Annotated in this window: 22 protein-coding genes; 8 read left to right on the forward strand and 14 right to left on the reverse strand. The window is 38.7% G+C overall.

The window, feature by feature from the left end; all coding sequences use genetic code 11:
* Positions 1-86 precede the first annotated feature (86 nt).
* From H9L23_RS13355 to H9L23_RS13365, 3 genes are all read left to right on the forward strand, one after another.
* Entirely contained in the window at positions 87-1,760 is a 1,674-nt protein-coding gene (locus H9L23_RS13355; protein WP_187590887.1) for a histidine kinase, read from the forward strand.
* Positions 1,757-2,464, forward strand: a complete 708-nt coding sequence (locus H9L23_RS13360; protein WP_187590888.1) for a LytR/AlgR family response regulator transcription factor — start codon at positions 1,757-1,759, stop codon at positions 2,462-2,464. The genes H9L23_RS13355 and H9L23_RS13360 overlap by 4 nt, the downstream gene beginning before the upstream one ends.
* 667 nt (positions 2,465-3,131) lie before the next feature.
* Positions 3,132-3,833, forward strand: coding sequence for a hypothetical protein (locus H9L23_RS13365; RefSeq protein ID WP_187590889.1), 702 nt, complete (start codon positions 3,132-3,134; stop codon positions 3,831-3,833).
* A 374-nt stretch (positions 3,834-4,207) separates the two neighbouring features.
* Here H9L23_RS13365 and H9L23_RS13370 read toward each other — a convergent pair whose 3' ends face one another.
* From H9L23_RS13370 to spt, 10 genes are all read right to left on the reverse strand, one after another.
* On the reverse strand, positions 4,208-5,143 hold the full coding sequence (locus H9L23_RS13370; RefSeq protein WP_187590890.1) for a phosphatase PAP2 family protein: 936 nt from the start codon (positions 5,141-5,143) through the stop codon (positions 4,208-4,210).
* A gap of 1 nt (position 5,144) precedes the next feature.
* Positions 5,145-5,765 (reverse strand): sterol desaturase family protein, encoded by a 621-nt coding sequence (locus H9L23_RS13375; protein ID WP_187590891.1) that lies wholly within the window; start codon positions 5,763-5,765, stop codon positions 5,145-5,147.
* Positions 5,766-6,091: 326 nt separating this feature from the next.
* The gene (locus tag H9L23_RS13380) at positions 6,092-7,381 is read right to left on the reverse strand and encodes a DUF4833 domain-containing protein (protein WP_187590892.1); all 1,290 of its coding nucleotides are present in this window, start codon (positions 7,379-7,381) and stop codon (positions 6,092-6,094) included.
* Positions 7,382-7,391: 10 nt separating this feature from the next.
* Positions 7,392-9,935, reverse strand: coding sequence for a DUF5686 and carboxypeptidase-like regulatory domain-containing protein (locus tag H9L23_RS13385; RefSeq protein WP_187590893.1), 2,544 nt, complete (start codon positions 9,933-9,935; stop codon positions 7,392-7,394).
* Positions 9,936-10,310: a GtrA family protein gene (locus H9L23_RS13390; protein WP_187590894.1), complete on the reverse strand. Its 375-nt coding sequence runs from the start codon at positions 10,308-10,310 to the stop codon at positions 9,936-9,938. It lies immediately after the preceding gene.
* 4 nt (positions 10,311-10,314) lie between these two features.
* Positions 10,315-10,770, reverse strand: coding sequence for a phosphatidylglycerophosphatase A family protein (locus tag H9L23_RS13395; RefSeq protein WP_246474688.1), 456 nt, complete (start codon positions 10,768-10,770; stop codon positions 10,315-10,317).
* Positions 10,770-12,095, reverse strand: a complete 1,326-nt coding sequence (locus H9L23_RS13400) for an inositol-3-phosphate synthase (RefSeq protein ID WP_187590895.1) — start codon at positions 12,093-12,095, stop codon at positions 10,770-10,772. Before H9L23_RS13400 ends, H9L23_RS13395 begins: the two co-directional genes overlap by 1 nt.
* A 20-nt stretch (positions 12,096-12,115) precedes the next feature.
* On the reverse strand, positions 12,116-13,105 hold the full coding sequence (locus tag H9L23_RS13405; protein WP_187590896.1) for an NAD-dependent epimerase/dehydratase family protein: 990 nt from the start codon (positions 13,103-13,105) through the stop codon (positions 12,116-12,118).
* On the reverse strand, positions 13,102-14,223 hold the full coding sequence (locus H9L23_RS13410; protein ID WP_187590897.1) for a hypothetical protein: 1,122 nt from the start codon (positions 14,221-14,223) through the stop codon (positions 13,102-13,104). The genes H9L23_RS13405 and H9L23_RS13410 overlap by 4 nt, the downstream gene beginning before the upstream one ends.
* Entirely contained in the window at positions 14,220-15,425 is a 1,206-nt protein-coding gene (gene spt, locus H9L23_RS13415; RefSeq protein WP_187590898.1) for a serine palmitoyltransferase, read from the reverse strand. The genes H9L23_RS13410 and spt overlap by 4 nt, the downstream gene beginning before the upstream one ends.
* Before the next feature lie 539 nt (positions 15,426-15,964).
* On the opposite strand from spt, the gene H9L23_RS13420 reads away from it, so the two are divergent.
* Positions 15,965-16,861 (forward strand): helix-turn-helix domain-containing protein, encoded by an 897-nt coding sequence (locus tag H9L23_RS13420; RefSeq protein WP_187590899.1) that lies wholly within the window; start codon positions 15,965-15,967, stop codon positions 16,859-16,861.
* Between the two features lie 251 nt (positions 16,862-17,112).
* Here H9L23_RS13420 and H9L23_RS13425 read toward each other — a convergent pair whose 3' ends face one another.
* Both H9L23_RS13425 and H9L23_RS13430 read right to left on the reverse strand, forming a co-directional pair.
* Entirely contained in the window at positions 17,113-17,985 is an 873-nt protein-coding gene (locus tag H9L23_RS13425) for a helix-turn-helix domain-containing protein (protein WP_187590900.1), read from the reverse strand.
* A gap of 48 nt (positions 17,986-18,033) precedes the next feature.
* On the reverse strand, positions 18,034-18,498 hold the full coding sequence (locus tag H9L23_RS13430; protein ID WP_246474689.1) for a DUF983 domain-containing protein: 465 nt from the start codon (positions 18,496-18,498) through the stop codon (positions 18,034-18,036).
* Between the two features lie 369 nt (positions 18,499-18,867).
* On the opposite strand from H9L23_RS13430, the gene H9L23_RS13435 reads away from it, so the two are divergent.
* On the forward strand, positions 18,868-19,686 hold the full coding sequence (locus H9L23_RS13435; RefSeq protein ID WP_187590901.1) for a glycoside hydrolase family 16 protein: 819 nt from the start codon (positions 18,868-18,870) through the stop codon (positions 19,684-19,686).
* 283 nt (positions 19,687-19,969) lie between these two features.
* Here H9L23_RS13435 and H9L23_RS13440 read toward each other — a convergent pair whose 3' ends face one another.
* Both H9L23_RS13440 and H9L23_RS13445 read right to left on the reverse strand, forming a co-directional pair.
* On the reverse strand, positions 19,970-20,314 hold the full coding sequence (locus tag H9L23_RS13440) for a hypothetical protein (RefSeq protein WP_187590902.1): 345 nt from the start codon (positions 20,312-20,314) through the stop codon (positions 19,970-19,972).
* A 156-nt stretch (positions 20,315-20,470) separates the two neighbouring features.
* Positions 20,471-20,866, reverse strand: a complete 396-nt coding sequence (locus H9L23_RS13445) for a DUF5071 domain-containing protein (protein ID WP_187590903.1) — start codon at positions 20,864-20,866, stop codon at positions 20,471-20,473.
* 852 nt (positions 20,867-21,718) lie between these two features.
* On the opposite strand from H9L23_RS13445, the gene H9L23_RS13450 reads away from it, so the two are divergent.
* The 3 genes from H9L23_RS13450 (at position 21,719) to H9L23_RS13460 (ending at position 24,568) form a co-directional block, all read left to right on the forward strand.
* The gene (locus tag H9L23_RS13450) at positions 21,719-22,057 is read left to right on the forward strand and encodes a hypothetical protein (protein WP_187590904.1); all 339 of its coding nucleotides are present in this window, start codon (positions 21,719-21,721) and stop codon (positions 22,055-22,057) included.
* Positions 22,058-22,206: 149 nt separating this feature from the next.
* Positions 22,207-23,211: an ABC transporter ATP-binding protein gene (locus H9L23_RS13455; RefSeq protein WP_187590905.1), complete on the forward strand. Its 1,005-nt coding sequence runs from the start codon at positions 22,207-22,209 to the stop codon at positions 23,209-23,211.
* Positions 23,204-24,568: an HlyD family secretion protein gene (locus H9L23_RS13460; protein WP_187590906.1), complete on the forward strand. Its 1,365-nt coding sequence runs from the start codon at positions 23,204-23,206 to the stop codon at positions 24,566-24,568. The genes H9L23_RS13455 and H9L23_RS13460 overlap by 8 nt, the downstream gene beginning before the upstream one ends.
* The last annotated feature ends 31 nt before the right edge of the window (positions 24,569-24,599 follow it).

Consider the following 24,599-nt stretch of genomic DNA (forward strand, 5'->3'; position numbering starts at 1 on the left):
TACCAAATTGATAAAAAAACATGTGAACGGCTCTATATCCTTTTGAAATGCACTGGCAGGGACTATCTTTATCCTACTTTTAATCTATGAAACCTGCCTACTTTCTGCTCTTCTTTGCTATATTATGTACTTCGTGCAAGCGGCAGGTATTTTATGATGAATTTGATCCTGTTTTTAAAACGGGAGACAGTATTAAATGGTCGGTCAAAAACTTAGATCAAAAAAGATGGTCGGTTGACCGTGGTTTTACAGGCAAAAACATCTTCTGGGTAAGGGCCAATGTAAAACTGATTTCCAACGCTGGTGGTCGTTTAGGACTTCAGGTGGATGCATTTGGTGCTTATGAAATTTATTGGGATGGCGTAAAAATCGGCAATAACGGAAAACCGGGCTTAATAAATAAACAAGAGATTCCAGGAACAGAATGTCAATATTTCCTCCTCCCCGATTCGCTTTCAAATATAGGAATGCATACAGTAGCTTTACGTACTACCCAGTTCAGTTACCCTAAATTACAACGTGGCATAGGCCTCAAACTGGATACCTATATCAACCTGATCAAAAGGCCTTTGGTCATATCTTCAGTGATGTTCATTATGGCCGGGGCATTTTTTATCGCCTTCTTTTATTATGCTTTTCTATATTTCAATAGTCATAAAAGATCTTATCCGGTAATGATATTTTCGATAATCTGTCTCCTTTTCTTTTCGCTGTTGATTATGGAGTACATTAAATATTACATCGAAATCCCCTATCCGCAGTTCTTTATCCGTCTGGAAATTATCGGATGGTTGACCTTTTCGATATCAATCTTGGTTCCACTATATTTTAGTATCCAATTCAGCCTGAAAAGGAAATTATTATTGCTTTCGGCACTGCTTGTAACCTTAGTTTCGATCTATATTTATCATTATGGACATTATGATATCTCGGCCAGGTACTATAGTTTCGCCATGTGGATTACCACAATGATTATCGTTTTAGAAGCCATTTACAGAAAAGAAAAGGGAAGTTTTTTGGTCCTGGCGGGCATGCTTGCCAGCACAGTGATGAACAGCTACCTGGTTTACGATTTTGGCATTTTTATCTTTTATACTTTTATTGTGTTTGCGATGCTTTATCTCCACACCATCAAAATGCGGGAGATTGAACTGGCGCACGAATCGTCGCTATTGCTTTCCTCACGTCTGCAGCTGGAGCTGATCAAAAAGAACATACAACCACATTTTATCAAAAACACGCTTACTTCACTGATGGATTGGGTGGAAGATTCGCCCAAACAAGGAGCCGAATTTATCCAGGCACTTGCCACTGAGTTCGACATCATGAACAAAATTGCTGAGGAAAGCCTGATCCCTATCCGGCAGGAAATTTCACTCTGCCAGATGCACCTGAAAGTAATGGGTTTTAGAAAAGAAATTGCCTATCAATGGGAAGATTTTGGGATAAAGGATGATGAACTGATACCGCCGGCGATCATTCACACTTTGCTGGAAAACGGAATTACCCACAATGCGCCCTATCATGATGGCACAATGAAATTCAGGCTAACATATAGTGAAGATCTACACCTCAAGGAATATGTTTTTGAAACAATTGGCGAAAACAGGGAACTTTCAGATGAGCGGATTGGTGGCGGAGGTTTTAAATACATCAGGGCAAGACTGGAAGAAAGTTACCCGGGCAGGTGGACCTTTAGTTCTTCGGCATCAAACCAGGGCTGGATCAGTAAAATTACCCTATCAGACACAACAATATGAGGATACTGATTATTGAAGATGAGGCGCGGATTGCGCGAAGAATTGAACGCATGACCAACGATTTTTTCGAAGGAAATGCCACGATCAGCATTATTGATTCGTTAAAAAAGGGAATAGAATTTTTAGAAAAGGAAAAGATAAACATTTTATTGTTAGACTTAAACCTTAACGGACGCGATGGTTTTGAGGTACTTAGCACCATGACATCGAGATCTTTTCAAACCATTGTGGTATCGGCTAATACCGAAAATGCACTCCGGGCATTTGAGCTTGGTGTATTGGATTTTGTACCAAAACCTTTTGACCGTGAACGGCTTTTTCTTGCCCTCAACCGGGCAGTTACTCTAAAAAAAGAAAGCAACAATTCGATCCGCTATTTATCGGTGAGAAAAACCGGAAGTATAAAACTGATTGATCTTGATCTGATGGGCTATATTCAAGGCGCAGGGATATATAGTGAAATCCACCTTTTAGATGGTACAAAGGAGTTACATGATAAAGGTTTGGATGCATTGGAAAAAATCCTGCCATCGGGTTTTGAACGTATTCATAAATCTTATATCATTAATATTGTACAGGCCGATCGGATCCTGGTTTCATCGGGCAGCCGCTACAATTTACAGCTCAAAAACGGAGAGGTATTACCAATCGGGAGATCGCGATATAAGGATTTTAAACAACAATTTGAAAAGCATTTTGAGTAAATCCTTTAAAGATTAAGCACAAAATCACAAAGAGGGCAAAGTGTTGTGCTTTAATTTCATAATATATCTCGATCATCTAACTTTTGCAGTCTTTACCATTAAGAAGTTAAGAACATTAAGAAAAATTGGCTGTTGATATGCGATTTGTCTTCGGACTTCGATCTCCCGACTTTCGCACTCTTTTGCCATTAAGGAGTTAAGAACATTAAGAAAATTAGTTGTTGATATGCTATTTGTCTTCGGACTTCGGTCTCCCGACTTTCAGACGCTTTACCATTAAGAAGTTAAGAACATTAAGAAAAATTGGCTGTTGATATGCTATTTGTCTTCGGACTTCGGTCTCCCGACTTTCAGACGCTTTACCATTAAGAAGTTAAGATCATTAAGATTTGTAGAGGCGATCGCTATTGGTCATTGCAAATTGATTATTGGTCGTTGTTTATTGATCTTTGGTTATTGATCATCGATTTACATTTTCCATCTTCCATCATAATTGCCATAACATTGTAAACATGCCCCATTCATACATTTTGACTAATTTATAGGAGTTTTAGACCTTTCAAGACAATACTTGGAAAACGATTTTTGCTTTCGCTTTTACACTACTCAGATGATTGTAAACAGCGCAGTCTGCTTGCGTTCCAGCAAAGCATAAATTGTATTAAATATGTTAAAGAAAACTATAAAACCAAGCGCAAAAGGCTTCAAAACAGCGATTATCAGATTTATTGTATATGGAGTAATCATTTACCTCGCTGCCGAATTCTTAAAATGGAACGTTAATCATGAAATGGGCCAAAGCAAGTTCACTGAAGATTCTGTGGTAGAAACGGTTCAAAGCATTATGCTATTGGCCTGCTCATTAATTTACCTGCGTGTTTCATTTAAATACAAATCGATGTTTCCGCTGGCATTTGGACTATTTGCCTTTACTTTTGCTTCGCTGATCAGAGAACAGGATGCGCTTTTAGATGAACACATTTACGACGGTGCCTGGCAAACAGCTGCATTTAGCTTATTGATATTAGCCGCATTTCTAATTTATAAGAAGAAAGATATTTTCCTCTCCAACATGAACGATTTTGTTTCTAAATTCTCCTTCGGCATCCTTCTATCTGGTATATTTACAACCTATATTTTTGCCCGTTTATACGGAAGAAAAGTTTTCTGGATGGCGGTAATGGAAGCACAATATACACGTGATGTGAAAAATGTTTCGGAAGAATCTTTAGAACTTTTTGGCTACGCCCTGATCCTTATAGCAAGTGTAGAATTTTATTATTTTGCGAAGGCCCATAGTGTTATCGCTGTCCGTGATACAGAGGCCAACAGGAATCAGGAAAATGTTTATCTTAAAGTGGGATCGTAGAATTTAAGATTAAATTACTATCATTCTGAACGCAGTTAAGAATCTGCAACCGATAAACATATTAACCTACATTATTGCAAAAGATTCTTCGTTGCACTCAGAATGACAATAAACTTTAATCGTCCCCTTAGCAACCATAATTATGAAAGTTTTGATTATAAGGCACTATTAGCCACTTCACATTTTCTATCATTAACCACCAAGACACGAAGGCACTAAGAATCTTATGTCATTTCCCTGAACCTCGTCTTCTGATTATTGGAAATTTACTATTAAGGAATTAAGCGCATTAAGAAGCCTTTGTTTTTTGTACTGTTTGTTTAAATTTCGCACCACCCCATCGTCCATCTTACATTTCCCATCTTACCTCATTGTTATATCCTTTTAACAAAATACCAGATAAAATTTTTCAGTCTGGTATTCTTAACCAGGTAATTGAAGCTGATGATACCAATCGTGGCGCAGCTTATCCCTGCCAAAACATCAAGGGTATAATGGTGACTGGTATAAATGGCTGAAAACCAGATTCCGATCATTACGATCAGGAAGAAAAAATTGATCTTCCCTAATCTGTTTTTCAAACCATAATAGGCAACAATTACCGGATAGGAAGAATGAAGTGATGGCATGGCTGCAAACACATTAGAACCTTTGCTGTATATTCCCTGAAAAAGTGTGATGTTAAAATAATGATCGAACCGGGCCAACCCCGCAGTATCGCCAGGAGTTTTGGCTATAAATTCAAATCCATGTTGTTGCACATACCAGGGCGGTGCTGCCGGGAAAGCATAATAAACCACAAAACCCAACAGGTTTACCCAAACAAAAGTGAGTGAAAAGCGAACAAATTGTTCTTTGTTTTTAAAGAACAGATACGTAGCAAAAGCCAATGGAACAGGCACCCACATCAGGTAGAAAAGGCCGGTCAATATATCTAAAAATGCGACGCTATTCAGTTTCCAATATTCGTTTGGGGTAAGTTTTATTCCATTATAATTGATGCCGAAGATGCTTTTCTCCAGTTCATATAAATCTTTGATATGAACCTTATTAAAGAGGTAGTTTGGAAAAGCCTTCATGTAATCGAACAAGATCCAATACACAATGAAAATCGAAAAACCCAGAATAAAACGCCTTGTTCCGGCCGAGATATAAAACAGGCTGTTAAAAATAAAAATCAGCACAAGCTGATCGGTTTTGAAACCCACTAACAATGCCGACAGCAAAAGGTATCCGATCGAAATGGCAGTGGTGAAGTACACATTACGAAGGTTATAAAAACTGTTTTTAAGCAAAACTTCTTGCTGCATATTATTTTTTATCAAAATTCGACCTGAAAATGTGATCCCAGAAAGTCCAGCTTACCCCATAGCCTTTGGTCGAATCTGAATAATGGTGAAGCATGTGGTGATGTTTTAACTTTTTCCAGAAACCGCTTTTAAAATTGGCATGATGAAGCGCATAATGTACCATATCGTAAAAGAGGTAACCGATCATAAATCCGGAGAAAAACGGATAAACGGTGGTTGCAGGCAATATCCAATCGAAGAGGAAATAAAAGCCTAAGGCCATTGGGATACTGGCTGAAGGTGGCATCACCAACCTTTTAGCATCATTGGGGTAATCATGATGTACACCATGAAAAATAAAGTGGATCTTCTTTCCCCACTCTACATCTGGTTCGAAATGAAAAACATAGCGGTGCAGGATATATTCTGTAATGGTCCAGATGGCCAGGCCGAGTAGAAACCAGCCTGCAAAGTTTAAAACCGGCATTTGTATTTCTGCTAATGCTTTCCAAAACAGAAAACCAATAACAGGCACGTAAACAATTAACGGCACATAAAACCTCACTTTAGATAAACTTTCTAAAAAGTCGTTTTTGAACATCCTGATGGATGCGGTAGAATTTGAAACAAAATTCTTTTTCATTTGGTAAATTATTTTAACTGGTCTTCGGTTTATCCTTTGGCCGTCATTCATACAACCCTTTGTCATTCTGAACGCAGTGAAGAATCCCTAACCGATGAAACACGGAACCCAATGCATAACAAAAGATTTGCTTCGCAGAGCCTCCGGGTTCTTCGTTGCACTCAGGATGACAAACTACTATAGGTTTCTCGACTCCGTTGCACCCGATAGCTATTAGGTCCGCTCGAAATGACGATTAGAGAGAGATTGCTTCGTCGGCAGAAAAAGCCTTCTCGTAATGACGAATTGGGTGGGAACGCCACCCGCACAACGCTCAACGCCCTCTCTTAAACCTTAATCCTTTCAATCAGTACCTTTGAAGGCTCTTCTGCATCAACTCCTCTTATTTCTACATATTTTACATTTGGAAACCAGAAGGTACCTCCTTCAATCCGCAGGAATATTCGCTCCAACTGCATTTTTTTATTGTTAATTGTTGCAAAAACATGGTATTTCTTGTCTGCGCCTGATTTATTCAGATACATCGGCAATTTTTTATGCGAGGTAAACCGAAGTTCGAAATTACCATTGCCCAAATCTTTGCTAATAATGCCATAGGCAAATTTCCGTTGGATATAGCTTAAATCTTTCTTTTCTCCATTATCGCCGTAACGCATCCAAAACACATTTACAGGTTGATCTTTATTCACTACCCCACGTTTGTCTACATTTAACTGGCAGATAATGGTATTGGTATTTGGATCGCGCTGTAAATAAAACAGTTGATTACTGATTTCTTTAGGCGTTGGAAAAGTAATCGGCGAAGGGTCGCTTCCCTGTGCATTTGCATTAAAAGAAAGCATGCCACTTAAACTTGTCATTAAAACCAGTCCGGCAATTAATGCCGCCCTGTTATTTCCTTTTCTTTCGTTAAATTCCTGGGCTTCCAAACCTTTTTTAGCTTCCTGCAAACGTTTAACCGCTGTAATGTTGGTCAATAAAGCCATAATGGTAATGGGCAAGGTAAATATCGACATCGTTTCAAAAACATGGAAAGATATGCCCGGCAAATAAACTTTATAATTGCCACCGATAAAGTGCCCGGCAATACCACAGGCAATGGCAAAAACACCAATGGTAACCACACGTTCTGGCCGCTGCATTAAACCACCTTTACATTCTACTCCTAAACCTTCGGCCCTTGCGCGGGTATAACTCACCATCATCGAACCAATCAGGGCGATAAAGGCAAACAAAGAACTTAAAAAGTAATGATGTGCAACCAGGTAATAGCAGATGCCCAAAAACATAATCATTTCGCTGTAGCGATCAAGTACCGAATCGTATAATGCCCCAAATTTCGAACTCATGTTCCCCAAACGGGCCACCTGACCATCGAGCATATCAAATAAACCTGCAAAAAGCACCAATGCTCCTCCCCAGCCAATGTACGACATATCGCCACGGTTTGATTTTTCGGCTCCCAGTACAAAAATGATGGCCACGCCGATATTTAGGATCAGGCCAATAGTGGTTACCATATTGGGCGTTAAACCTATTTTAATCAAGCCCTTTACAAAAGGATTGATTACTTTATATATGCCCTGCTGGAGGCTGTCCCTTAATTTTGTTTCCATTACATATTTTTTAAAAATCAAATTTTACCCTTGCCCTTATTCCCCATTCCGAAACCTCAGGATTGTTGAGGTAATTGAAACGTCTTACCAGATCGACCCTTAATAGTTTAAAGATATTACCTACCCCAACACTGCCTTCCATATAGGGCTTGTTGCCCAATGCATAAGTTCTTTGTGCACCATTTTCATAAACCGGCAATTGATATAAACCAGATTGGAAATTTGGATTATTCTCATTTCTCAAACCGCCATATAATGCTTTAAATGATACCACTTCCCTTAATTTCAAACGTTTGAGCAAAGGCACTTTGTTAAAAAAGAAGCCGTTAAAATTATGGTCGATATTGATGCTCACATAATGATCGCTCACAAACTCAAGGAAATTCATCAGGTTATATGAGTTAAGCTGATAGGCATAAGTTTGGTTGGCACGGTGTATATCCAATAAAGGGAAAGGCACTTTTCCGGCAATATAACTGCCCTCTAAAGTTACGTCGCTATATCCCAACTGTGATAAATAAAAACGCTTATCAATGCTTCCCAATAAGTTATGGTAATTATATTCGCCACCCAAAACACCTTTTAAACCGGCGGTATAACGTAAATTAAATACCGGATAACGATCGGCAATAGGCACACGATATATTTTTCCCTGGTAAAATTTCTCATTCGGGGCGTACCTTAACTGAAGCGAAACTTCGCTGGTAGTTAAGCGATTTACAAACTGATTATTTTCATTTACGTAGCTCAATCCGCCGGCGGGAGTCTGGCTCCATTTTTTAAAACCCAGGTTGTAAGAAAAATGGTTTTCGAACTCTTTTACATAATCCACACGGTAAAAATCGTTGTAAAGCAACATATCGTTTACGCCTCTTTTAAAGGATAGTAAAAAGTTATCTTCCTGCACAAACTGGAGTTCTTGTCCGGGGATTTTGGTATCGCGCTGAAAACTGGCCCGGATATAATTCTGAGGGAATTCGTAAATTGATTTATTGTTCAGCGAATAGGTACCGGAAAGGAAAAATTTCCATTTCTCATCTTTAATGCCATAAGCCAGGTAATTTTCGAAATAATAGCGTTTGCTCAGCTCTGGCGTGGTTCTTCCTCCCACCCGCAGCCTTAAACCTTCCACATTGTTAAAACTGTAAAAAGTATTTACCGGGCCGATTTCATAAGGGCCCAGATTCTGATAACCTGCAAATAAAAGGGTTACGATTTTCATCGTGCGTTTAAAGGAAGGCAGATTTTGCAGCGTATCAATATTACCGTAAATTTTCAGCTGGTTTTTGGAGATGGTATCGAGCCTGTTTTTGTCCCAGAACTGGTCGTTTCTTTTCCCAGCATCGGCCAGTACCACGGTACTTTTTCCCTGAAAAATAGTATCGGGTAAAGCCGTATCGAACTGGTAATTTTTAAAAGTAACCGTACGTTCGCCGGTAAAACCAATACCTTTGGTTTTACCGATACCGAAATCGGCCAGTAAATTACTTTTGCTTAAGCTGTATTTACCTTTATCGTTGGCTTCAAAATCAAGATCGATTTTAAGTGCACGTACAAAATTAAGGTTGATGTTCTTGTTTACACCAAATGAAGCACCGGTAACGGCGTAATGACTATCGTTGGTGACATAAATTTTCCCCTCGAAAAGCATATCACCGGTATTGCGAGGCGTAAAAGACAGTTCTATAATTTCAGGTTTCTGTGTTTTAATGGTATCGGTGATGAAAAACTTATAAAAAGAAGGTGCACCATCGGCAATAGGACTCAAAAACTCGTTACTGATGACCGAGATGTTGTTTTTATAGATATCTATATCCTGGTACATCCGGTCGAAATAAGTCTTCAATCCTTTATTATCGATGTAACGGCTATCAAATTGAACCTGTTTTTCGCCAATTACAATGGTTTTATTCTTTTCTGGGTTTTTACTGAGGTAATTATCGGCCAGTTTCTCCTGAATGTAGATTGGCAACAGGTTTTTTCCACCGATTAAAGTCGAATCCTGTTCCTGAAACAAAAACTGATAATTTCTGAACATTCTTTTATTCTTAAATTTATCCGAAACGTTGCTCAGGCTGAACAGCATCTTCTCATATTGCCTGAAAGATGCGGTATTATAACTCTTGATGCGATTTTCATCTTTATGGGCAATTACCTGACGAATGAGTTCGACCGCAGGATTATCTTTATTGCGGTACCGTACTTTTTTGCCACCCACAATAATCACTTCATCTAAGGCTCTTGCATCAGGCACTAAAGCCACATCAAATTCCTGCGTAGCAGAAGGCATAATATTTTTAAAAACAGTTCGGTAACCCACGTAATTGAAACTGAGTTCGCTCTGAGGGTTAGGCGAAACGATTGTATATTTCCCGTTTACGTCGGTCTGTGTACCAATTTGAGTATCCTTAAAAAAAACGGAGACATTGGGCAGTGTTTCTTTGGTTACGGCATCGCGCACGGTTCCGGAAACCACAGTTCTTTGGGCAAAAGCGTTTACCTGCACCATGAAAACGAGTAACGGAAATAAAAAAAACGAATAGATAGGTTTCATTTAACTTGTAAAAATAAACTGCCTTTGCATGATATAATTGTAGCTGATGCCGGTTAAAACCGAGCTCACTACTTTAGCTAGTACGTAATTGAGATTAAAAAAATGGGTAAAAACATACACACCGGCAGTAACGATGGCCAGGTTGCCCGCCCACACTAAAATATACCTGAATACCTGCCACTTTACCTCCTTCGACTCGCTTTGGAAGACCCATTTACGGTTGACAAAAAAATTAACAACTCCTCCTGAAATGGTCCCGATAATGCTTGCTGCCAGGTACCATAATCCAAAAAAGTTCACAGCAATGATGGTGATACCAAAATCGGTTGCCGAAGCCATTAAGGATGATGCCTGTGCTTTAAGGAAGGTAAGCATGTATCTAAAAAAAATCAAAAACCACTACCAGCTGAAGAAGAATATTCGCGTAAATTCCTGCGAGTACGTCATCGGCCATTACGCCCCAACCGCCTGGAAGTTCTTCCAGTTTTCGGATATAAAAGGGTTTCAGAATATCAAAAAACCTAAAAAGAACAAGCCCAATAAGGGTATATTGCCATTTTAAAGGCACAAATAACAGGGTAATACACATTCCCGCCACTTCATCAATCACTACCCTGTTATGGTCTTTTCCCCAAATCTCTTCTACCCGGTCGGCGCTCATGATCCCGATCATGACGATGAACATGGTAGAAAGTACCGGCCATAAATATGGATTACTATAAGGCCCCTGGAAAAGGTGCCAGCAGATACATGTTGCTATTGCAGCGTAAGTACCGGCACCTTTACCGATGTAACCAATGCCCAGGGCCGTTGAAAGAAATTTGTGGATAAACACTATACGGTTTCTATCAGTTCTTCTTCGTAATCCTGACCTAAATGGGTGATCAACTCTTCGCCCATGATGTAACGTAAGGTATTTTGAAGTTTCATTAACTGTTTAAAGATGTCGTTCTCTGCTGGTACATCAGGGATTGTTTGTGGCGATTTTAAGTAGAATGATAACCACTCCTGAATACCCGACATATTAGAACGTTTAGCCAAATCGATAAACAAAGCAAGATCCAACACAATTGGTGCAGCTAAAATGGAATCGCGGCAAAGGAAATTGATTTTGATCTGCATTTTATAGCCCAACCAACCGAAAATATCGATGTTATCCCAGCTTTCTTTGTTATCACCGTGAGGCGGATAGTAATTGATCCTGATTTTGTGGTACATATCACCATATAAATCCGGGTTAACTTCTGGTTTAAAGATATCTTCCAGCACACCCAGTTTAGATACCTCTTTTGTTTTAAAGTTATCCGGGTCATCCAATACTAAACCATCGCGGTTACCTAAAATATTATCAGAAAACCAACCGTTTACCCCTAACGAGCGTGCGGCTAAACCTGGTGCTAAAATGGTTTTCATTAAAGTTTGACCAGTTTTGAAATCTTTACCTGCAATTGGCGTATCGGTTTCTTTAGCTAACTCGATTAATGCAGGAATATCTACCGTTAAGTTTGGTGCTCCGTTAGCGAATGGAATACCCAATTTTAAGGCAGCATAAGCATAAATCATACTTGGCGCAATCCGAAGATCGTTGTCTTTTAAGCCCTGCTCAAATGCAGCAAGCGATTCGTGCACTTCTGATGCTTCGAAATAAATTTCGGTAGAACCACACCAAACCAATACAATACGGTCGCAGTTGTTTGCAGCTTTGAAATTTTTAATGTCTTCCATTACCGCTAAAGCCAGTTCGTAACGGTTATCGATGTCTTTTACATATTTACCATCAAGATTTTTTACGTAGTTTCTGTCGAAAGCGGCACGCATCGGTTTAATGGCCTGTAACTCTTCGCGTACATCGCGCAAAAGGTTGGCATCCAATACACGGGCATTTAATGCGGCTTCGTACACGTTATCTTCGTACACATCCCAGCCACCGAAAACTAAATCTTCCAGATTGGCTAAAGGCACAAAGTCCTTAATTTTTGGCTCTTTTTTTTCTGTTCTTTTACCTAAACGGATAGTACCCATCTGCGTTAACGAACCGATTGGTTTCGATATGCCTTTTTTAATGGCAGCAACTCCGGCAATCATGGTTGTAGCTACAGCGCCTAATCCTGGCATTAATATTCCCAGCTTACCTTCAGCTGCTTTTACTTGTTGTTTCATGCTAATTTTTATTTAAAATCTTATAACCAATTGTTTTTTCGGTACCAGTTGATGGTTTCATTTAAGCCCTGTTCTAAACCGAACTGAGGAACAAAACCAAAATCGTTCTGAATATTTTTGATGTCACAGCCCCAGTTTAAGGCGGTGAGTTCTTTTATCTTATCTACATTTAAAGCTGGTATTTTATTAAATACGCCATATAAGCGCTCCATTCCCCAGGCCAGCCCTTTAATCAACGGTACCGGTACATTTACCATTACTGTTTTTTTGCCTAAGGCTTTACTTACATAATTTGCAAGCGATGACCGATTGTAAACTGCCCCGTCGGATATATTGTAAGCTTTACCAACTACGTCAGATGCAAGTGCTTTTATGATTACATCAGCCAGGTCGGTAGCATAGATAAAGCTCAATTCCTGCTCCTGCTTGCCGATGTAAAGCTCCAGCCCGGCTTTAAGGGTTTTAATCAGTATGAAAATATCTTTCTCACGTGGGCCATAAACCGCAGTGGGCCTGAATATGATCAGGGGCAGATTAGGAACCTGTGCCAGATAGGTTTCTGCTAATGCTTTGCTGATGCCATACTGGGTTACCGGATTGGATGCACTTTTTTCCGTCAATCTTTCATTTTTCTGCTTTAACGGGCCCAATGCTGCCAGACTGCTGATGAATATGAATTTTTGAATGTTGTGTGTTGATTTAGAGGCTGCTACTGCTAAGTTTCTCGTATATGTTGCGTTGATCTTATTGTAATCGCCTAAACTTTTTGCCCTGGTTACCGCAGCTGCATGCACGATATAATCGTACTTTTTCTCTTCGATATTTTCTTTTAACAAGTAGATCGATTCGAAATCCAGGTCGACATAATTGATCTCAAGATCTTTCAGGTGATCAGTATTCGCTGACTGACGTACATTGGCATACACTTCCATCCCATTGGCCAAAGCAGCTTTAATCAGGTGATAACCCACAAATCCCGTTGCCCCTGTAATCAACACCCGCTTTTTCATATCTCTTTTTCTAAAATCCTGTATTTGCGGTACAGTTTTCCGCCGATATCTTCAATCGGTTTATTGATCAGGTCGTTATGATCCAAAGTCCAGCTTGCCTCGGCATATTTCATTTTTTTGGCTTCGAAATGTTTGATGATCCTGCCATATAAACAGGCTTCGATACCCATTTTACGGTAACCATCAACCACACCAAGCAATAAAATACGGATGCCGTCGATTTTCTTTTTGTTGGCCAAAAGTTTAATCAAGCCTGTAGGAAATAACCTGCCTCGTTTAATTTTGATCAGAATCTGGTTGATATCTGGAATGGCCAGTGCAAAACCCACAATTTTACCATGTTGCTCGGCAAGGATGCAAAATTCGGGATCGAGGATCATTTTTAAGTCGTTCGCCGTATAATCGAATTCTTTATCCGTCATCGGTACAAAACCCAGGTTTTTATCCCATGCTTTGTTATACACATCTCTTACGGCATTACATTCTTCCTTGAATTTCTTCATGTTGATTTTACGGAGAATGATATCATTCCGTTGCAAACGCTCCTCTATCCTGCCCATCAGTTTCACCGAACGGTCGCTATAAGTGCCAGCGGTATAACGATAAGCCCTTAAATCAACATTTTTCTGAAAGCCCATTTGCTCTAAAAGCGGCAGATAATATTGTGCATTGTAAGGCATCATGGCCACCGGCGGACCGTCAAAACCTTCGATCAATAATCCACACACTTCATTGGTAGAAAAATTAACCGGGCCTAAAACTTTGGTCAATCCCCTTTCCTTTAACCATTCCTGTGCCGCCTCAAAAAGCTGTTTAGCTGCCGCTGCATCATTAATACAGTCGAAAAAGCCAAAGAAACCATCCTTCGATTCGTACACCTTATTGTGATTGGTATTGTTGATTGCTGCAATACGTCCTATCACCTTGCCTCCATCATAAAGCAAAAAAAGCTGAATTTCAGAGTGTTCGTAAAAAGGATGTTTACCTGGAGTAAGCAGATCGCGCTGTGCAATAAATAGTTCTGGCACATAGTTTACGTCGCCGGCGTACAGCTCATGCGGGAAATCGACAAATGCTGCCAATGCTTTTTTATCAGAAACCTTGATCAGTTCTCTCATGATTGGCTTCCTACTAATTCTACGTTAACGGCCTTAAAAGCTGCACTTAATTGCTCAATAGCCGTTTCAATCTGTTCGAAGCTGTGCGTGGCCATCAAAGAAAACCGGATTAAAGATGAATCTGATGGCACTGCGGGAGAAACGACCGGGTTGACAAAAACCCCGTTCTGCTGAAGGATATTGGTGATCATAAAGGTTTTGGTATTATCACGGATGTACACGGGAATAATCGGACTATTGCTATGCCCGATATCAAAACCAGCTTCTACCAAAAGTTTTTTAGCATAAGTGGTATTATCCCAGAGTTTATCGATGCGCTCTGGCTCCGATTCGATAATATCCAACGCAGCAATTACGCTCGCTACAGCCGATGGCGGCATACTGGCACTAAACATTAGTGAGCGTGCACGGTGTTTAATGAATTCGATCGTTTCAGTGCTGCCTGCAATAAAACCACCTAATGAAGCCAGCGATTTACTAAAAGTGCCCATTATGAGGTCAACCTCTTCGTTCAGGTTGAAATGAGAAGCGGTGCCTGAACCGTTAAAACCGATTACGCCAAGACTATGTGCATCATCCATCATGATGTTTGCACCAAATTCATTGGCAATTTCGACCATTTCGGGTAGGTTAACCAGATCACCTTCCATGCTGAAAATACCATCAGAAACAATCAGTTTAGCGGCATCTTCAGGTAAACGGCTCAATTTGCGACGGAGATCCTGCATATCGTTATGCGCATACTTAATGGTACGTGCAAAAGCCAGGCGGCTACCATCAATGATAGAAGCATGATCGTACTCGTCTAATAACAAATAATCGTTACGATCAAGCAGGCATGAAATGACCCCTAAATTTACCTGAAAACCAGTGCTAAAAAGCACTGCAGCCTCTTTTCCAACATATTCTGCCAGGCGGTTTTCCAATTCTAAGTGAATATCCAACGATCCATTTAAAAACCTCGAGCCAGCACAACCTGTACCATATTTTTCGATGGCGGCTTTGGCCGCTTCCTTTATTTTGGGATGATTGGTCAACCCTAAATAAGAGTTCGATCCAAACATCAGTACCTTTTTTCCATCGATCACCACCTCGGTATCCTGGGCAGATTCTATCGACCTGAAATAAGGATACAATCCCTTTTCTTTTATCATAGCTGCATCCTTAAAAGAGGCAATTCTATCTTGTAATTTTTTACGCATACTGAACGTTATTGTTCTTCAGTTTTTAAAACCCTGTTCTGAAAGTCTGGACCGCGCTTCGATATTGCTATTGAAATCAGAATCGACTCCATAGATTAAAGCCGCATTAACCAAACGATTTGATAACACAATTTTAACGCGGAAATGAAGCGAAAAAAAGGTTCAAATGTGGGATATATTGGTCAAAAAGTTGGATCGGCAAATTGTGACATTCAGATGAATTGACCAATTGACATTCTGACTTTTATTATAAAATAGTAAAAAAGTTAAAAAGAGCCTAAAACACACTATAAATCACATAAATAGCTGTTTTTTAACAAAATACAAACTAATATTTTATTAATCAAAAACATAAAAATCAATCAGAAATTAGTCATTTTAAAAAAATATGCTTGCAAAAATGATCTTGAACATTACATTTGCGGGTACAAAATCCGACAGATAAAGGGCGAAATCCATCCGAAAAAAGATGGCTGGAACAGGTGTGTAAAAGATGATGGTATCTGTTAAGAAATTATTAAAAAACACTGAACGATTTTATGCAGCAACCGTTACTTAATAAAACTTTTTCAGAAAAAAATCATGAGGAAGCGCTTTCTTTAAATGATGGCCTGATGGCGAAAATCCATAACAGCAATGATCCACATTATTGCAGTTCGGAGCCTTTCCGCGTTTCGAGTTATGCCCTCATACTGATTACTAAAGGCAAACTTAATATCAAGATCAATTTTGAAGATTATGTGCTCAACCACAGGGATATTTTACTGGTTTTGCCACATTCTGTTTATGAGATTACAGATAACAGCAGTGTTTCATTTATCAGTATCCATTTTAATAAAAGCTACCTTAAAAATAAAGGCATATTTTTTAACAGCGGCGAAACATACCGGATGTCGAAAGATATTCAGTCACATAAATTTTCATTATCAAAAGAGGAATATAACTTTATCTATTACGATATGCTGGCGCTCCATAAGAAACTTAATGTTTCGAAAGATACGCCACAGATTAAAAACATAGTGCACAATAGCTTTCTGGAACTTCTTTATGATATTTTCCTTCTTAAAAACAAACAGAAAAATCCAGCTCCATTTGTACATAACAGCCGCACCGAATTAACAAACCGGTTTTTAGCACTGGTATCAGAAAATTTTAAAACGGAAAAAAGGGTAATCTATTATGCCAATTGCCTGCGTATTACACCGAGACATTTATCGCAGGTGGTTAAACAGGTTACAGATAGAACGGCTGGCGAAATTATTGATGAAATGGTAATCAGGGAGGCCAAATTACTGTTAACCAGCCATGTAATGAATATCTCGGAAGTAGCGATAGAACTTTGTTTTAGCAATTCTTCGTTCTTTGGCAAATACTTTAAAAAACAGACGGGAGTTACCCCTTCTGAGTATAAAATGTCGAATAATATTGCGGTTTAGGTTAACTGATGAGAAGTTAGTGATTCCTGGGCATGCCTGAATTTTGAATTGCTTAGCGAACCAATTACCAAGGCATTAAGATCCCCAATCAAGTTGAGGATGACGTAACGAGTGAAGAAATCTAATATAAATTCGTCTTTCCCACGCAGGTGGGAATCTTAAAGTGCACTGCCAGGCATTAAGACCTCCAATTGAGTTGGGATGACGTAACGAGTGAAGAGTTTTGCCGATAAAATTATCAGTAAAAAATACTACGCTGAATGCTCTTTTTTAAATTGCTCTGGTGTTAAACCTGTATACTTTTTAAAGAATTTTGTAAAGTAAGAATTATCATTAAAATTGAGTTCGTTGGCAATCTGCGAAATATTGACCTCACCACTCACCAAAAGACGTTTAGCTTCGAGTAAAACGCGTTCCCTGATTACCTCGCCTGCCTGTGTACCGATCAGTTCTTTACAGATGGCATTTAAATGATTTGGTGTAAGGTGGAGCATTTCGGCATAATCTTTAGGCAATCTTTTCAATAGATAATGCTCTTCAACCAGGTTCTGAAAATTGCGCAGCACCACCATATTATGCGTTTGAAACTGTTGCAACTGTAAAGCCGGCGTGTGTTGTTCTACAAGCATCAGCAGTGATAACAGCAGCACTTTCTGAAAATCAATGTTTTTATGTAGAGAATCGTTAACCTGAGCATACAATTGCCTGCAGATTACCTCAGCAGCATTTCTAATTTCAGCTGGGAGCTCTTTTACGTTTGAATGATCGGTTCCTGTAAAAAAGGAAAAACTGTCCAGGTAATCAGGTTTCAGTAAAAAAGACTGAAAAAAATCCCTTTCGAAATTAACGATATAACCATCAATCCCTGCATCGAATTGCCAGGTATGCACCTGGCCAGGCGACATAAAATAAATTTGCCAGGGCGTTACACTGTAGGTATTAAAATCGATGGAATGGCTGCCTGTACCCGAAGTAAAAAGCACAAAATGATAGAACTTATGCCGGTGCGGAAAAACGAGATTACGATGTTTATCCAAATAGTTCTGCAACCGGTCGACCAAAATATCAGCCCGTTTATTATCCGTTAGGGTGCAAGAATCTAAAATGGGTATGAGTTTTTTCATCGCAAATTTATTGCGAATTTACTCATTTCAGAAACCTGCTCAAACTTACTAGCTTATTTTCGTATTATTTTCTACAATACGTGATGGATCGTAATGTAAGCCGGGAGAAAGCCAATAAAGTAATACCATTCTTGAATAGCGGTAATTAAAAGGCGATAGTATTGCTATTCCAGCAAATATGGCCAAAACGAAATACCATAAATTTTCATATACAATATCAAGTCCCAAAATATAAGCCCCAACACTTATCGAAATAATTTCGGCAACGTTCATGGCATAACTTACAAACATGGAAACATAAAAGTAGCCCGGCTCACGCTCAAATTTTAAGGCACAAACACTACATACTTCATTCATTTTCTGAATTTTAAATCCATATACCGCTCCGGTAAAAACCGAACCCATTCTGCATCTTGGACATTTAGAGTGAATAAAGCCACTCCACTGTGATACAGCAGCCGTCTGCTGGCTTAACTTCAAATCTGAAAATCGACTGTTGGTGCTGTTTTCCATAAAAAATATCGTTTATCAAAAGTAAAAACAAACAAACACATCTAATTGTGTCAATCAACTTATTAATGGTACTATTTACTTAATCAAGAAGACATCCTATTTTTTGATTTGTAAGTTTAATTACATACATTGTAGTATTAATACTAACACACAAATAAACCTATAATTATTAATTATCCTAATTATTTCATCTAAAGTGTAAAAACGCATTATTTTAAGCTTATTGGTAATACATCAATGAAATTAAATAAATACAAACAATACGAAACATTAGGATATTTTTTAAAGATTTTAGCTGTTCCCCTTTATCATCCCAATCAGATTAATTTTAACCAATTATTAAATCCCTAACCAATTATTTACCAAATTATGAGAAAGCAATCTAATCATTTAAAAAAAATGGCAGGCACTATGCTGCTATTAACAGTGCTGGTTTCGGCCTGCAAAAAAAGCGAGAAAAACGATACCGCTATCCCTATTGACGAAAAGGTTACACCAAGAGCACTTACACTGGTTTGGCAGGATGAATTTGATGGCAACAGCTTAAATGCCGCCAAGTGGAATTATGAAAACGGAAACCTGGGTGTAAATAACGAAAAACAATTTTATCAAACCAGCAACGTAAGCGTTAACAATGGCAACCTGATTATTACCGCCCGAAAAGAATCGGTAGGCGGTCAGCCTTATACCTCAGGCAGGATCAATACCAACGGAAAATTCTCTATTAAGTATGGTCGTATTGAAGCCCGGATGAAACTGCCCATGGTACAAGGCACCTGGCCTGCATTCTGGATGCTGGGCAGCAATATAGGAAGCGTAGGATGGCCAAAATGTGGCGAAATCGATATTATGGAACATGTAAACACCAGTAATTCTATTTTAGGCACCATCCACTGGGACTATAATGGCTATGTGTATTATAGCAATAATACCACCACCACTCCCGGCGATTATCATGTTTATGCGGTAGAATGGACTTCCAGCGGTATCAGGTGGTATGTTGATGGTAATTTATATGCAACGGGTAACACCACCAATAACATCAACGGAACCGACGAATTTCATAAACCGTTTTTTATCATTTTTAATATGGCTGTAGGCGGAAACCTTCCAGGACAAACGATTAACGATGCTGCCTTGCCAACCAGCATGAATGTAGATTATGTGAGGGTGTATAATATTAGCTAAGGCCTTAAATAGTTTTTCTAAAAATATAAAAGAGACTGCATCGCGTTGTGATCAGTCTCTTTTTATTATGATTATTTCAACAAAACTTATTTCATTAATTCTTTATTTGGAATAACTGATCGAAATTTCACAAAGCTTACCTTAGCATAATGCCAAGACCAGTAAAATTGATATGAACCAATTGAGCGTTTAACTCTATTTGCTAATGAATCAATCACGCCCCCTTGTAATAACACTGATTAACAAAATCCTGCAATACAAAACACCTGTCTTTTATAATTACTTATCTTTTAATAACCACTAATGTAATATCCTTAAGAGAAGCTCTATACATGGATAAGTGTCCTTTTTGGTTAATATCTATTCTTCCATGTAATATGACAGTTTTATTGATCATATTTCGATAACTTTTCTCCCTACTGAAGAGATCTAACTTTGTTCTGGATGAAATAAGCGGACATCTAATAATGAAATCATCAAAATTAACCCATAAAGCGCGTTTGGTATCATTATCATCAAAATTGCTTTTATCATACAATGCAGATTCTTCAAAACCTGATTTATACTTCCCCTCAAGCTCAACATATTCCCCATTATAGTCATTTATATATGTCAAAAGGTCACTCATGTCTATCTTTCTATATACCTTATCTTGATCACATACGCTTTTATACAAATTAGTATGCTGAGTGCACGAAGTCAATATAAAGAAGAGGAAGTAAAATAAAATTCTATAGTTGGTCATATTATTTAATTTTTCCGGAACGTTAATCACAGCTCATCTCTAACCACATAAAGATTCATTCATGAGAATATCCTTTGCTGCTTCATCAACTGCATCCTCCGTATCAATACCTGATGGATATTCAGCAATTCTTCTCAGGGTTTCTATTAATACGGGGTCAAGTTCATGCTGCGAACGTGCAATTAAATTATAGATAACAAAATACTTCCACATGCCATCGTTGGAGTTCAGGATAAATAATAATTCTTTTGTGATTTCATTAACATGAGGCACCAAATATTTAGCAATGCCTTCAGCCACATCCCAATGCGTATCTTGCAACCATTCCAATAATGCCGGAACATCTTGCTTAACTGACTCAAATGGTAAATGTTTTAAACGTTCAACCGCCGCAATATCATAAATGTTAGTTGGAATATAATCCTTATTTTTCATATCTAAACAATCCCTTAGTGATCAGCTTTTTCCATTAGTTTTTTCATCTGTATCTTAAGTAGTTCTATATCTTCCTGAAGTGAAAGTTTACTTTTTTTCTCTTCGGTGATTCTTTTATCCTGCTGAATAATTTAAAGGTTGAGTTCTTCGATTTTTTGAAGGAGTTTTTTATTCATTTCTACTTTTGTAAAACTCTACCTCTTTTTCAAATTCGATCTTTGCTTGCTTAATCCCTACGTACCCGTTATATATTTTCATTGAATCGACATAAGCCATTTTTTTGTTGTTTATAAAATAGCTAGTGATTAATAATAAAGACAGGACGACTGTGATCACAAGTAAAATTGAAACTGCACGTTGTGGTGTAATTTTTAGCATAAAAAAATAAATAGTTGTTTCCGGTTTGAGGTTTAATTGCAAAGTAGTTTACATTAAAAAAAATACCAAATCTTTTTGACGAACTATGCTTTTTCTTTGATATTCTTAAATTACTACATTAGAAATCTCCTTAATTAATACCTGATAATTCTATTTTTTTTATTACTTTAAAGCAAAGAAATTCTACGTCTTTTAGACAGAACCTTATTTTAAAAGTTAGGACTAATAGTTTCCACAAAACTGTAATAATCAATAAATATCGTATCATAATACAAAAGTAAAATTGGCATCTGCTAAAAAGATCTTGAGTGATGATTTTTTTCGCCATATTATCCCTAGTTAATATATATCAGCCCATTTTCTAATCCCGTTTTAATACTAGTATAAAATTTATGTCAGGCTTTTAAAAAAATGGCGCAATCTGCTTTTTTAATAGGTTAATCATTGTTTTTCCGCCATATATTTGTATTACAGATGATGAATTACCTGAGAAAAAAATTATGGAGAAGCATTTTTGGCCTGTTGGTACTGGGTCTGCTTGCAACGAAATTTTTTGCATTCTCTCTGGCTACATTCTTATCTTCTGATCATAACTATGCTATAGAAAAAAGCAGCGAAGAAAATAAAGGAAAAGAAGAGGAGTCTTTTGATAAACTAAAGAAAAAACTGTTGATCTGCGATTCATCGCCAGCAGCATGTTTACATTCCTTTTTGGCAGGCCAATCTCCTGCAAATAAATATACCTGGTGCTTTGGCCTTTGCAATTTCCCTGCGAAGAACGTCCCCACTCCGCCTCCTGACGCACTTTCTTAAATACTGATTCAAAATCAAAAATGCCTTTAAACATACTTTATGCTGTGTTAATGGAGATATTACAGGCTAACAATTACACCACATTTATCCACCAGTTAAATTATTCCAGATCACTGGGGCCATAATTTATATCGCTGAATTAATTATTAATGAAAAATAATCACGCTGCCGGCGCCCGTTCGCCATGGCAAAGATTGGTGCTTATGCTCCATCTGGAACGCAAAACCATCAACTACATTTATGTTTATGCCATCTTAATTGGCTTAATCGGCCTTTCGCTCCCACTTGGAACAAGTGCCGTTTTCAACCTGCTCTCCAACGGAGCGATGTACAGTTCCACCTATATCCTTATTGCAGTCATTTTGGTTGGTATTGTTGTGGGCGGTTTACTGCTCATCGGTCAATTAACGCTGGTTGAATTTCTTGAACAAAAGATTTTCACCAAAGCGGCTCTCGAGTTTGCCTTCCGTTTGCCACGAATTAAAAAGAAAGCACTTGAAGGAGAAAATCCCACCGAGCTTGTCAATCGTTTTTTTGATATCCTCACCATACAAAAGGGCTTGACTAAACTACTGGTTGATATCGTTGCCGCAGCCGTATTGATATTCTTTAGTGTGATACTGCTTTCCTTTTATCACCCTGTTTTTATGGCCTTTGGCACATTTGTGCTGATTGTAATCGCCTTGATTCTTGTTTTATATTATCGCCGTGGTGTAGAAACGAGCATTGAAGAATCAGGCTATAAATATGAAGTGGTTGCTTACCTGGAAGATATTGCTTCCGATCTGGATACCTACAGGCAGAGCGAAACCAAAAGAAAAGAGATTATTGAAAGGACGGATAAAATCACAGCAAACTACATACAAGCCCGTAACAACCATTTCGGCATTTTGAAAAAATTTTTCATCAGTGCGGTGGCCATGCGTACCATACTGATGGGCGCATTATTACTTTTGGGATCTTATTTCGTTGTAGAAAGGCAAATGACTTTTGGACAGTTTGTAGCGGCTGAGGTAATTATTGTACAGATTAGCTATGCCATTGAAAAACTAATGACTAACCTGAATACCGTGTTTGACATGATTACAGGTAGCGAAAAGCTAGCTGTAGTAACCGACCTGGAGTTGGAGGAAGGAGAAATTAACCATGGCTAACACAGGCAATAACCTGGCTCAACTCCAAAACTGGGAATCACTTTCGGTACATGCCAACAGTAAAATTATAAATGCAAAAGGTCCGAAAAGACTCGGTAGAATCCTGCTTTTCATCATGGCATTTTTCGTTTTATTATTATTCCTTCCCTACCGACAAACCATACCCGGGCGTGGCACCGTTACTGCACTTAGGCCCGAAGATCGACCTCAAACCGTGCAGAACCAGATTGGTGGCCGCATTGAGCATTGGGCCGTTCGTGAAGGGCAGGAAGTAAAAAAAGGCGATACCATACTTTTGATTTCGGAAACCAGTCAATCTTATTTTGATCCCGAACTCCCTACACGGCTAAACGAGCAACTTGATGCCAAGCGTGGCAGTGAAACCGCTGCAGGGCAGAAAATTGATGCAACCAAAGCGCAAATGAAAGCACTTACCGATGGCTTGCATTTTCAAATGAAAGCGGCAGAGAATAAAGTATTACAAGCCAGAAATTATGTAAGTATTGATAGTGCGGAATTATTGGCAGTCCAAAAATTTTATGAAACCACAAAAGTGCGTTTAGAAAGGTATGAAACGGGTTACAAAAACGGGCTTTTCTCGCTAACTGATATTGAGACGCGCCGACTTAAACTACAGGAAGATAACGCCAAAGTAATCAGTCAGCGGAATAAATTGAATAACTCTGCACAAAACTTATTAAATGCTTCCATTGAGCTCGATAATATCAGGGCAAAATACCAGGAATCGATGTCGAAAGCACAATCAGACATGAGTTCGGCCATATCCGGCAAAGCAAGTGCACAGGGAGATATTGCAAAATTACGCAACGATATTTCAAACCTCAGCATCAGGCGTGGCCTCTATGTGGTAAGGGCTCCTCAAAGCGGCTTTATCGTTAAAACCTTAAAAGCGGGTATCGGCGAGAATATCAAGGAAGGTGAATCGGTAGCTACTCTACAGCCAAGATCGCCAATGGTTGCTGCAGAACTCTATGTAAGTGCAATGGACGTTCCTTTGATATTAGACACCAGCGATGTTCGTTTGCAATTTGAAGGTTGGCCATCGGTACAGTTTTCAGGCTGGCCATCGGTAGCTGTGGGTACTTTTGCAGGCAAAGTATTTTCCATCGACCGCACGAGCAGCACTGGTGGGAAATACCGTCTTTTAGTTAGCCAAACCAATCCAGTCCCAACCAAAGACGAACCCTGGCCACCTCAATTAAGACAGGGCTCAGGCGTTTACGGAAGGATTATCCTCCGATCAGTACCCCTTTGGTATGAAATATGGCGACAATTGAACGGCTTTCCACCAAGTTTGGATAAAGAACCTTCAACGAACACGAAAGACAAAAAATAGCTTTGGAGGTTGTAAAATGAAAATGGCTTTT

This window comes from Pedobacter roseus (assembly GCF_014395225.1).
Taxonomy (GTDB): Bacteria; Bacteroidota; Bacteroidia; order Sphingobacteriales; family Sphingobacteriaceae; genus Pedobacter; species Pedobacter roseus.

Bases quoted from the DNA above. Each gene is read 5' to 3' on its own strand.
- H9L23_RS13435 (WP_187590901.1), top strand. From the start codon at position 18,868: ATGAGAAAGCAATCTAATCATTTAAAAAAAATGGCAGGCACTATGCTG.
- H9L23_RS13360 (WP_187590888.1), top strand. From the start codon at position 1,757: ATGAGGATACTGATTATTGAAGATGAGGCGCGGATTGCGCGAAGAATT.
- H9L23_RS13440 (WP_187590902.1), bottom strand. From the start codon at position 20,314: ATGAGTGACCTTTTGACATATATAAATGACTATAATGGGGAATATGTT.
- H9L23_RS13425 (WP_187590900.1), bottom strand. From the start codon at position 17,985: ATGAAAAAACTCATACCCATTTTAGATTCTTGCACCCTAACGGATAAT.
- H9L23_RS13405 (WP_187590896.1), bottom strand. From the start codon at position 13,105: ATGAAAAAGCGGGTGTTGATTACAGGGGCAACGGGATTTGTGGGTTAT.
- H9L23_RS13385 (WP_187590893.1), bottom strand. From the start codon at position 9,935: ATGAAACCTATCTATTCGTTTTTTTTATTTCCGTTACTCGTTTTCATG.
- H9L23_RS13355 (WP_187590887.1), top strand. From the start codon at position 87: ATGAAACCTGCCTACTTTCTGCTCTTCTTTGCTATATTATGTACTTCG.
- H9L23_RS13365 (WP_187590889.1), top strand. From the start codon at position 3,132: ATGTTAAAGAAAACTATAAAACCAAGCGCAAAAGGCTTCAAAACAGCG.
- H9L23_RS13380 (WP_187590892.1), bottom strand. From the start codon at position 7,381: ATGGAAACAAAATTAAGGGACAGCCTCCAGCAGGGCATATATAAAGTA.
- H9L23_RS13450 (WP_187590904.1), top strand. From the start codon at position 21,719: ATGATGAATTACCTGAGAAAAAAATTATGGAGAAGCATTTTTGGCCTG.
- H9L23_RS13420 (WP_187590899.1), top strand. From the start codon at position 15,965: ATGCAGCAACCGTTACTTAATAAAACTTTTTCAGAAAAAAATCATGAG.
- spt (WP_187590898.1), bottom strand. From the start codon at position 15,425: ATGCGTAAAAAATTACAAGATAGAATTGCCTCTTTTAAGGATGCAGCT.
- H9L23_RS13400 (WP_187590895.1), bottom strand. From the start codon at position 12,095: ATGAAACAACAAGTAAAAGCAGCTGAAGGTAAGCTGGGAATATTAATG.
- H9L23_RS13460 (WP_187590906.1), top strand. From the start codon at position 23,204: ATGGCTAACACAGGCAATAACCTGGCTCAACTCCAAAACTGGGAATCA.
- H9L23_RS13370 (WP_187590890.1), bottom strand. From the start codon at position 5,143: ATGCAGCAAGAAGTTTTGCTTAAAAACAGTTTTTATAACCTTCGTAAT.
- H9L23_RS13430 (WP_246474689.1), bottom strand. From the start codon at position 18,498: ATGGAAAACAGCACCAACAGTCGATTTTCAGATTTGAAGTTAAGCCAG.
- H9L23_RS13390 (WP_187590894.1), bottom strand. From the start codon at position 10,310: ATGCTTACCTTCCTTAAAGCACAGGCATCATCCTTAATGGCTTCGGCA.
- H9L23_RS13455 (WP_187590905.1), top strand. From the start codon at position 22,207: ATGAAAAATAATCACGCTGCCGGCGCCCGTTCGCCATGGCAAAGATTG.
- H9L23_RS13445 (WP_187590903.1), bottom strand. From the start codon at position 20,866: ATGAAAAATAAGGATTATATTCCAACTAACATTTATGATATTGCGGCG.
- H9L23_RS13410 (WP_187590897.1), bottom strand. From the start codon at position 14,223: ATGAGAGAACTGATCAAGGTTTCTGATAAAAAAGCATTGGCAGCATTT.
- H9L23_RS13375 (WP_187590891.1), bottom strand. From the start codon at position 5,765: ATGAAAAAGAATTTTGTTTCAAATTCTACCGCATCCATCAGGATGTTC.